General features: G+C 38.0%; 5 protein-coding genes and 1 pseudogene. 3 read left to right on the top strand and 3 right to left on the bottom strand.

All coding sequences use genetic code 11. The features are described from left to right. Positions 1-378 precede the first annotated feature (378 nt). Both AC1DUW_RS14370 and AC1DUW_RS14365 read right to left on the bottom strand, forming a co-directional pair. Positions 379-876, bottom strand: a complete 498-nt coding sequence (locus tag AC1DUW_RS14370) for an SRPBCC family protein (protein ID WP_477642803.1) — start codon at positions 874-876, stop codon at positions 379-381. A gap of 13 nt (positions 877-889) precedes the next feature. Continuing rightward, positions 890-1,163, bottom strand: a pseudogene (locus AC1DUW_RS14365) (ArsR/SmtB family transcription factor). A 680-nt stretch (positions 1,164-1,843) separates the two neighbouring features. Here AC1DUW_RS14365 and ppsA point away from each other — a divergent pair. Further along, complete coding sequence (ppsA, locus tag AC1DUW_RS14360) at positions 1,844-4,459, top strand: phosphoenolpyruvate synthase (protein WP_477642802.1); 2,616 nt, start codon at positions 1,844-1,846, stop codon at positions 4,457-4,459. A gap of 489 nt (positions 4,460-4,948) precedes the next feature. Here ppsA and AC1DUW_RS14355 read toward each other — a convergent pair whose 3' ends face one another. Then, entirely contained in the window at positions 4,949-5,479 is a 531-nt protein-coding gene (locus AC1DUW_RS14355; protein WP_053347669.1) for a YhcN/YlaJ family sporulation lipoprotein, read from the bottom strand. Between the two features lie 499 nt (positions 5,480-5,978). Between AC1DUW_RS14355 and AC1DUW_RS14350 the strand changes: the two genes are divergently transcribed. Together AC1DUW_RS14350 and AC1DUW_RS14345 are read left to right on the top strand one after the other, a co-directional pair. Beyond that, entirely contained in the window at positions 5,979-6,338 is a 360-nt protein-coding gene (locus AC1DUW_RS14350; protein ID WP_477642801.1) for a hypothetical protein, read from the top strand. 672 nt (positions 6,339-7,010) lie between these two features. Next, positions 7,011-10,196 carry a discoidin domain-containing protein gene (locus AC1DUW_RS14345; RefSeq protein ID WP_477642800.1) on the top strand — a complete coding sequence of 1,062 codons (3,186 nt, stop codon included), beginning with the start codon at positions 7,011-7,013 and terminating at the stop codon, positions 10,194-10,196. The last annotated feature ends 488 nt before the right edge of the window (positions 10,197-10,684 follow it).

The following is a 10,684-nucleotide window of genomic DNA, read 5'->3' as shown; positions in this document are numbered from 1 at the left end:
CCGAATTACCCGAGTGATAAAGATCTACAATAGTCTTCTTGAATTCATTATTATATTTTTTACCTGTATTCTTACGTTCCAAGACAGACACATCCTCTCAAAAATCATTGTAAGGACTTAACTAAAATGTGTCCATGAAACTATACTAACTCCATTTGAAATAGAATTTTTTTCGCTTATGCTGAAAATAAAAAAGAAGGTTAAGGAAACAAGCTAATTCTTTTTATGGAATTAACTTGTTAATAAATGAGTTCTTATTTTAGTTCAACTAAAGCACCCGTTCGATTAAAATCAGTAAAAATAAATAATTACCAAGAACAATGAGAACACAGCTATTTACAGTGTTCTCATTGTTCTTTTGTTCGTCATCGACCTATATCAGTTTTCTGAAATATTTGAGAGGTAATCAGCCAGTTGAACGAAGGTTCCTGAAAAGCCCTCCTGAACCATTTCTTGCGCCTCCTCGTAAGTTTTCATTTCCTCCTCAGTTGGAGATACAGGTGTCCCAATCATCGTAAGTATTGTTTTACCTTCATGCTCGGTGAATGTAAAAGTATTGAGAGTTTCCAATGGCCAGTTGTCGTTAAAAGGAGCGCGTACGATGTTACCCTTTTCATCAGAAAAGAAAGAAGTGTAAACGAGTTTCTCTGGAGCATTTACTTCATGATAAACAAATTTGACCCACATTACATTACCGTCAGGAGATGTCTGGCTGTAATGGAAGACACCATCCTGGCGAAGCTCAAACTTAGAAATATCAAAAGCCCATCCTTTTGGGCCCCACCAGTTCTGCAGATGTTCTGATTCGGTAAATGCCTTAAATACAAGCTCACGAGGAGCGTTGAAACTACGGGTGATTTCGGTTTTTGTAAACATTTTATCCCTCCAATTATTGTTTTTTATTTTGTAGCTCCTTCAGATAAAGTTCCAACCAAATGTTTAATGCCTTAAAGGGTTCTGAACGAAGCTTATAAATTCAACGATTTGCATCCGCATAAAATTCCACCACTCCTGATTTATAAAGCACACTTAGATGATGCCGATGGCTGGCGAATCTGAAGTCGGTCTGCAGTTTCTCCCACGGTGGGAGGTCCGTCTCTAAGTGGATCAACAATCCTTAATCGATTTGGCTCGGCAAGAGCACTTAATAATGTAGTATTCATCTTTACACCACGATTTATTAGAATTAAATTCCATTGATTAAAATATAAATGAACAGGAATATTCCCTTCAAGTAATATTGAAGGGAATATTTATCTCGAATTAACTTAGTTTGTACAGCCGTTTAGGTACAGAAATTGGAGAATATACAAGTAGTAGTGATAATCAATTATTTGTGAGGAAAATATAAAAATCACTCTTTAAAATCCTCAATAAACGGGCGCTTTATTGGGGAACGAAAAAAGCCCAATTCCTTAATATTAATACTAAGAAATTGGGCTTTTTAATATTGGAGTTTCTTAAAGTTGTAAATCCGTATTTTCCTGACGCTACACTTTATGATTGGATATTTGAATATCATTTTTTGTGAGTCATTTGTCTTGTAAAAAGGAGTTTTTCTTCCTTTGAATTTGCAAATTATGGTCGTGTAAATACATTGATAAAAATGAGAAACTGTGGTAAATTTATATAGATACAACAATTTTATATTTTTGTATAAATTATCCCTATTTTAATTATACATCATAAAATCCTTTTCAGTCAACCACTATTTTTATTTTTTAAGGGAACATGGAACTTCGCCAGGAGCAGGAACGAGTGGACAGCGTAATTGGTTGATCAGATGAACAATTTTTGTAATATGATTCGTCTTGGTATTGAGCGATAAATGGGAGGGAAAGAAATGAAACCATATGTACTAGAGTTTCGGGAGATCGATAAAACGCAACTTTTGCTCGCGGGAGGAAAAGGGTCGAATTTAGGGGAACTATCGAAGATTCATGGAATACAAGTGCCAGAAGGATTTTGTGTTACGACAGAAGCCTATCAAAAAGCCCTGGAAAAAAACGAAGCCTTCTACGTATTGTTGGATCAACTAACACTGCTAAAAGTAGAGGATCGAGATCAAATTAGTAAAATCAGCAGGAAGATTCGGAAAATCATTATGGAAGTAGAGATTCCTTCCGATGTAGTGAAGGCTGTTGCTCACTATCTCTCCCAGTTTGGCGATGAACATGCTTATGCAGTGCGTTCCAGTGCAACTGCTGAAGATTTACCACACGCCTCTTTTGCCGGTCAACAAGATACCTATTTAAATATCATCGGAAAAGAAGCAATCTTACAGCATATCAGCAAATGCTGGGCTTCCCTATTTACGGATCGCGCGGTAATCTACCGAATGCAAAATAGATTTGACCCCAGACAAGTTTATTTATCCGTTATCGTTCAAAGGATGGTTTTCCCACAGGCTTCAGGGATTTTATTTACCGCTGATCCGATTACTTCTAACCGAAAACTGCTATCAATCGATGCCAGTTTTGGGCTTGGAGAAGCACTGGTCTCTGGCTTGGTATCTGCCGATTGTTATAGAGTACAGGAAGAGGAAATCGTCGATAAGATGATAGCAACCAAAAAATTGGCTATCTATGGACTAAAAGAAGGCGGAACAGAGACCCAGCAGATCGATCCCGATCAGCAAAAGACTCAAACACTTAATGAACAACAAATTTTACAACTAGCACGCACAGGAAGACAGATCGAAGCTTATTTTGGTTGCCCACAAGATATCGAATGGTGTTTGGTTGATGATACATTTTATATTGTCCAGAGTCGGCCAATCACTACTTTATACCCGATCCCTGAAGCGAATGATCAAGAAAATCACGTTTACGTATCTGTTGGTCATCAACAAATGATGACCGACCCCATGAAACCATTGGGAATGTCTTTATTTCAGTTGACATCTTTTGGACCAAGATTTAAAGCTGGCGGAAGGTTGTTTGTTGATGTAATAAATAATCTGGCTTCACCTGTCAGCAGAAAAATGTTATTAGATGCCATGGGACAACACGATCCGCTCATGAAAGACGCACTCATTACCATAATAGAGCGAGGAGATTTCATAAAATCTTTACCAAATGATAAGCAAGAACAGAGTTCCGGTAAAAGCAATAAAAGTGTGTCGTCTGCGGATTCTAAGGCACAAATCGAAAACGACCCGACAATCGTTTCTGATTTGATTAAGAGTAGTCAAACATCGATAGAAGAGTTAAAACAAAACATCCAAACGAAATCAGGATCGGATTTATTTGATTTTATTCTGGAAGATATCCAGATATTAAAGAAGATTTTATTTGACCCACAAAGTTCAGCTGTGTTTATGGCTGCTATAGATGCTTCATCATGGATCAATGAAAATATGAACGAGTGGTTAGGTGAAAAAAACGCAGCCGACACCCTTTCTCAATCTGTACCAAACAATATTACTTCAGAAATGGGTCTGGCGCTATTGGAGGTCGCAGATGTGATTCGTCCTTATCCAGAAGTAATTGATTATTTACAACATGTAAAAGATGATAACTTTTTGGATGAACTGGTTAAGTTTGATGGTGGACAGGAAACCCAAGACGCTATCTATGATTTTCTCAGCAAATACGGAATGCGATGTACCGGAGAAATCGATATTACTAAAACTCGTTGGAGCGAAAAACCAACTACACTTGTCCCCGTGATTCTTAGTAATATCAAAAACTTTGAGCCTAATGCTAGCAATCGGAAATTTGAGCAAGGGCGACAGGAAGCTTTGAAAAAAGAACAAGAGTTATTAGATCGATTGAAGCAATTACCGGATGGTGAACAAAAAGCCAAAGAAACAAAACGAATGATCGACCTAATCCGGAATTTCATCGGTTATCGGGAATATCCAAAATACGGCATGGTTAATCGATACTTCGTTTATAAGCAGGCTTTACTGAAAGAAGCCGAACAACTCGTACAAGCGGGCGTTATTCATGAAAAAGAAGATATATACTATCTCACTTTTGAAGAACTTCACGAAGTTGTACGCACAAATAAACTAGATTACCAGATCATCAGCAAACGAAAAGACGAGTACAAATTATATGAAAAACTAACTCCACCACGTGTTATCACGTCTGATGGTGAAATCATTGTAGGTGAGTACAAACGAGAAAATCTCACAGCCGAAGCTATTGTAGGTCTACCGGTTTCTTCCGGAGTTATAGAGGGCAGAGCACGCGTCATCTTAAAAATGGAAGATGCAGATCTAGAAGATGGAGATATACTGGTTACAACCTTCACCGATCCTAGCTGGACACCATTGTTTGTATCCATAAAAGGACTTGTCACCGAAGTTGGCGGACTGATGACCCATGGAGCAGTCATCGCACGTGAATATGGCTTACCTGCCGTTGTCGGTGTTGAAAATGCCACCAAGCTGATAAAAGATGGGCAACGTATTCGAGTAAATGGAACAGAAGGTTATATAGAAATACTATAATTCATTACATGTAAATCATAAAAGATGAGCATTCGAATTAGGAGAATTATTGACATCATGGTGCTTTGCGGTCTATGTTAAGAACCCTGTCACTAGGACATATAAGGGGGCAGTAACTGAAGATCGATATTAATGTCTGTTAAGATTATCTAGATTATCTTGAAATCGAGTCTTCTGTTAAAGGGCGCGATTGTTGAATAATTAAATCCCAATTTCTCATTTATATCACTGAAAGATTGGGATTTTTAATAGTATAACGTTGTAAATCCGCGTTTTGCTAAAGATACCCCTTTTAGGGATTAAAGAAGTATGAGAAGGTGCTACCTGTAACAATAGGTAGCACCTCTTCTTGACCTTAAAGCCTCACAGGTCTAAACGAAAAACACCAAAATGCTTCCTCGTTTAACAATTTGTATCGATATCTTGATCCGATAGTGAACCTAAGCAATATGAGCTCAAGTCGATTATAAACAGAGGTTTTAAGCTCTTTTATTTGGCATCCGGGAACATTCTTTGTACCATATCACCAAACTCATTAAATAGTCCGCCAATCGGCTTTCCATTTTGAATATCGTTCCTGTAATCATTCATACTTTTAACAAAGTCAGGATTCGCAGAGACATAAACGTTGTCTACACTTTCATCATGTTTTTTTACATGATCAACAATTCTCTTTTCTAAGTCATTTGTCAGGTTCTTGTCATTTGTCAGATTCACGGCGACATATGCGTTATTATCTGTAATAATGACAGAGGCACCGTCTACATTATCCATGTCCTCTAGCCGATTTGCTACTTCATCAGCCACGCGCATTTTATTATCATTGTCATCATTGCTTAATTGCCTGGTATTGTAATCGTTGTCCCTGTTTCTGTCATTTACATTCAAGGTATTGTCCATGGCATTATTTTTATTGCTAGTATTCATTCCTACATTTTTTCCATTATCATTATTATCACTTACCCCGCAGCCCGTAAGGAATAGAGCAATCAAGGCGCTTGTTAAAAATGTGTATTTCATGTTAGTCACTCCTTTAAAAGTATTTACCCTAGTACTATCTGCTGTATTTCCGAGAATATTCATAAAAAAAGAACTTTATAATCGCTATGGATACTGCCCTAGTTTTCACGGGGAATAAACGAAATTAATTTTATTTCAATAATTGCTGTTTCTGAATCTTACAGGGGTCATACCACATGCCCATCAAGCTAAGGCAAATACCGAAAAAAACGCTGTATTTTAATCACTATAATAACTATTTGTAATCAATATGTGGGGTTTAGCTCGTGTTGGCTATTAACAAAAAAGTACCTTGTAATTCTAAAAATAGTTCTTTTATTTCCATCTTTTATTCGCCTTTCTAGGTCGGATAATTAATTTTTAATACGGAGGGAAATATAACGGCAGAATAAATAAACTTCATACTAGCCCAATATTGCCAATATTGATATCGTTTATGTTCTTTTCTAGCCTATGTCCATAGCCTGTTCTACTGTTAAAACCTTTGCTCTAATTCAATGTGAACCAATCTTACTTCGATGACTATCAGACAGCTAAAAGCCTATATGAGCAGTGGGAACTGCTACACGAAGAATCACAGGGTTATCAAGAAAAAGAAGGTGAATCTGGTGTGAGAAAGATAGTTGGGTTACTCTCTGATTCTGATAGGGGAATAGTAATGCTAAGTCAGGAGGCAAACGATACAGTAGAAGAACTTGATAAAGAATGGGTTGAACTCATTAAAATGGTTAATAATTTGGAAATACCGATAAAGAAATCAGAAATTTTGTATCAGACTATAAACGGTAGTAAGTTGAAAAAAAGGGGTACCGCAACATGCCCATCAAGCCAAGAAAATCGGTCACCCTCAAAACGATAAATTGAACTTAGAAGTTACAAGAAAGTCCAAAATTTCGTTCTGTGGGTACTACAAAACTTTAACTTGATGGCAATGGCGGTACCCCTTAAATAAAATATTTGGTTGATGAACTATTAAGTTTTCCTTGAATATACTAGATACTTTTATCTATAATCTCATTATTTTATATAAGTTGAAATTTTCATATATATTTATAAATACTATACGGGAGTGGTGCCGTAGGAGGCATTATAATGTAGGTAGACATTTACCTTATTCTACATTTAAAGATAATAAGGCCCTTTATAGTTGCCCGCCAGATTTACTATAAATTTACTCTGAGAAAATATAAATATAATATTTTTACATTAGAATACAAAAAGAGCCTATTCAAAAAGCACCATTTTAGTTTAATGAGAGCAGCAGAAGGAGAAAATCAAGGTTCCAATATTAGAAACGAAAGGGGGATTTCCGTGACGAAAAATCTCCTCTCATCCCGATCGATGGGAGGATGCCCGCCATCCTTGTAAAGCGGGGCGACTTTCTCTAGCACAATGGAGTCGTCGACATGATCGATATAATCAATGAGTTCCGCACCAAAGTTTCGCTACGGTGCGTTTTTGTTTTTTTACTTAATTTTACGAGATTTTTGAATAGGCTCTTAAAATACATAAAATTTGGAGGTTTTCTGTAATGAAAAGAATTTTATCCATTACCGTCGTATTAACGATGATATTCGTTATGTTATCGACCACCACAGACGCACTTGCAAACGCATCGGGCGACAAACTCGTCAAAATCGACAATATGCAGCCGGTTTACGGTCAAACGATCACCGCCAGTGTAATCATGAATCATGGTTCAAAGGGCAAAAATCTAACATTTCAATGGCAAGTACAGGAATCACGTATAAGCGATCAATATATTAATGTAAAATCGGGTGGTACATCCAAAAGCTACACCGTAACGTTAAATGATATTGGTAAAAAATTGCGCGTTGTAGTTGGTTTACCATCAAATGGTGACAAAAAAACTTCATTGCCCACGAACGCAGTATTAAATGCCAACCCCCTTATTGCATCGATGAAATTCGACAATAATTTAAATGACGATGCTAATCAAGAGAACTTGGAAGGGAAAGGAAATTATAGTTATGTAGACGGTGTATTACCYGGGACCAAAGCTCTGCACTTAGAAAGCGGAGACGGCAATTATGTCGGTACGAAGCATAGCTTGAATTTTGGTAATGACAGTTTTACCATATCCTTCTGGTATAAGGGCGACACTAAGAATAATCAGGTAATATTATCAAACAAGGATTTTAGTAACGGCTCTAACGCAGGCTGGGCGATTTACACATCAGCCAATTCGGTCAACATGAATTTAGGATTCCCGACCGCAAAAGAAAAGAACATTTCCTTTGGGCGCAATACGTTTGATGCTTCCGATTGGCGTTACGTGACATATGCCGTAGACAGAAATAAAATGCTCGCGTCGTTGTATATTGATGGTTACGAAATGGCTGAAACTACGCTGAAGCTTGGAACTTTAGATACATCGAACCCATTAAAAATAGGTGTCGACGGTTTGGGCAACCTCGGCGGTAATTCATTCGATATAGCTGATCTGATGGTTTGGAAAGGTGTATTGAGCAGTGATGTAGTTCAAGCGAATTATAATAGTTACGCTGTAAATAAAGTAGATATGAACGCACTTAACGACACAATATCAGAAGCAAATGCAATCAAAGCAGGCGGTCTCGGCAACGGCTTCAGCGAATCCGATTTTGATTATTTGAAAAAGGTTTTGAATAAGGCAACTACGGTTGCAACAACGCAAAAAGAAAAATTATTTACACAGGAAACGATCAATTATTACGAACGTGAACTAACCAATGCCATCTTCATCTATCAAAAAAGTAATAAAACAGCAACGCCCGCCGATTTAAATATGATTGTGAACAGCGATACGGAAATCAGTGGTAATCCTGCTGCAATCGCGCGCGTGGAAGATGATTTCAGAAAAAGCCTGAAAATATTCTCGCAAGCCGACGTAATGTTGATTCCTGGCGACGTTACCGGCGGTAACAATGCCATCGAATATCTGTGGATGAATGAGCTGACAAAAGTCTACAATAAACTTAAAGATGAAAGTTTATTTGACAATATCGCGCTTTATTTAGTAAGAGGCAACCATGATATGGGCGGCGCCGAAAAATTAATTCCTGTTGGTTCGGCGGGCGCTTGGAACGAATCTACGAAATCGTACGATAACAATTTCTTTAACGATGCTTATCGGGTCAAGATAAAAGGATATAATCTTGTGGTTTTTGACGGAAATTATGACAACAACAACACGTCTGGAAAAGCTAAAAATTTCCTTGACCAAATTAAAAAAGAAGCGGATTACGATCCAACCAAACCGATATTTGTATCTTCTCATTTCCCTATCAGCGGAACCAATTGGGGATCGGCATGGAGCACCGCAGGAAGTAATAATGTAGGTAAATATATTGCTGACAATAATTTGTCGCAGGTAGTCTATCTGTCAGGTCATACGCATTACGATCCGACCGACGAACGTTCACTCTATCAAGGTGCGGCATCGTATTTCGATGCTGGTTCGACGAATTATTCTAGTTATATTGATGGCGGTCCGTCCGGCGGATATATTGAAGGTGCATATATCAATTATAATACCACACCTCGCATCTCGAATTTCATAGAGGTTTATGGTACAAAAGTTATCATCAAACATTATAATTTAAGCACAGAAGAATTTGTAGGCATACCTTCTGTAGTCTACGTTGGCGAAGGCAAAGATGCCTTTACGTATAGCAAAAGCGATACAAGAGAACTCATCGCTCCGCAGTTTGATGAGGGTATTACGATCAATTCCTTCAAAAACAACGAACTTACTTTTACAATGAAGCAAGCCAATGACAATGTGCGTGTGTTGGAATACAATGTTCAGCTTATCAACAAGCTTACCGGGGAAGTTGACAAATCGTTTAACAGTCTTTCGCTGCCGCTAGACAAGCCATTCGATGAACACAGGGAATACAAGATTACAGGTTTGTCGCCGATTACTCCATATACCCTCCGAGTATTCGCTGCGGATTCCATGTATAACCGTTCGTCGCAGGACATTGACATTACGCCTCAAGGTGTTAATTTAGAGAGCATCACTGCACCTGCTGACAAAACAGGGGTGGCAATCGGARCGGCGAAGACAGCAGACGCCCTTGGATTGCCAAAGACAGTATCCTTGGTTACCGATGGTGGTGGTGGCGATGCCAAAGTGACATGGGATGTAGATGCTTCAAACTATGATCCTGCTGTAACGACTGTACAGACCTTCAATGTAAATGGAGCTGTAACTTTGCCAACTGGGGTGGCAAATCCAAATAACGTGCCTTTGACAACAAGCATTAAAGTAACTGTTAATAAGATCCCTCAGTCACAAATGAAGGCAACGGCGACAAGTCAGGAAACAAGTGGTGAAAATAGTGCTGCATCCATGGCGATTGACGGAAACCCAGAAACGCTGTGGCATACAAAGTGGGATAAATCTGATGTTCTCCCTCAATCGATTACTTTAAACCTTGGAGGAGCTTACAAAGTCAATAAAGTCACGTATTTACCAAGGCAATCGGGGCTAAACGGAAATATAACAAGCTATAATGTATATGTAAGTACGGATGGAGTGACCTTTACCAAGGTTGCAAGCGGAAGTTGGGCAAATAACAATGTGGAGAAAGAAGCAATTTTTGACTCGACAGATGCATCATATGTAAAGCTCGAAGCAACGGCGGGTGTTAACGGCTGGGCATCGGCTGCGGAGATTAGCGTCCTTGCAACAAAAACTGTAAAGAATTAGCTTCTAACTTAAAAGAATTTAATGTATTGAATTCTGCATTTGAAGATGAGATTGATGAGGATTAATAAACAAAAATTCCCAATACTAGCTAATAAAAAACTTATTAGTTATTCAATTAAAGGGCGCATTAATTGAACAACGAATTTTTTATTTTATTGTAGTAAATCTTAATGTTGTTGTAGTAAATGAGGTCATATGTAGTACAAAGAAGGATAGATAAAGCAAATTTTATCTATCCTTCTTTTTTATATGGGGTCCCAGTAGCAAAACGCGGAAAACATACGCTAAGCAATATCCTAATAAAAAAACCGACTTTTCTTACGCTAAGTGGGGTCCCACCACATGCCCATCAAGTTAATATTTTTATGTCCCCCAAAGTGAAAAAGTCGAGCTTTGTTTAGCTAGTAACTAAAATTTTCATTTTGGGGGCATTTATTTTCTTAGCTTGATGGCTATGGGGTACTCTTAGCTTGATGGCTATGGGGTAC

It is taken from the genome of Peribacillus sp. P4_C12, from assembly GCF_056402095.1.
This window is presented reverse-complemented; position numbering and strand designations above follow the sequence as displayed.

Coding starts and splice junctions, on each gene's coding strand:
- AC1DUW_RS14370 (WP_477642803.1), bottom strand. CDS start 876: ATGTTTACAAAAACCGAAATCACCCGTAGTTTCAACGCTCCTCGTGAG.
- ppsA (WP_477642802.1), top strand. CDS start 1,844: ATGAAACCATATGTACTAGAGTTTCGGGAGATCGATAAAACGCAACTT.
- AC1DUW_RS14355 (WP_053347669.1), bottom strand. CDS start 5,479: ATGAAATACACATTTTTAACAAGCGCCTTGATTGCTCTATTCCTTACG.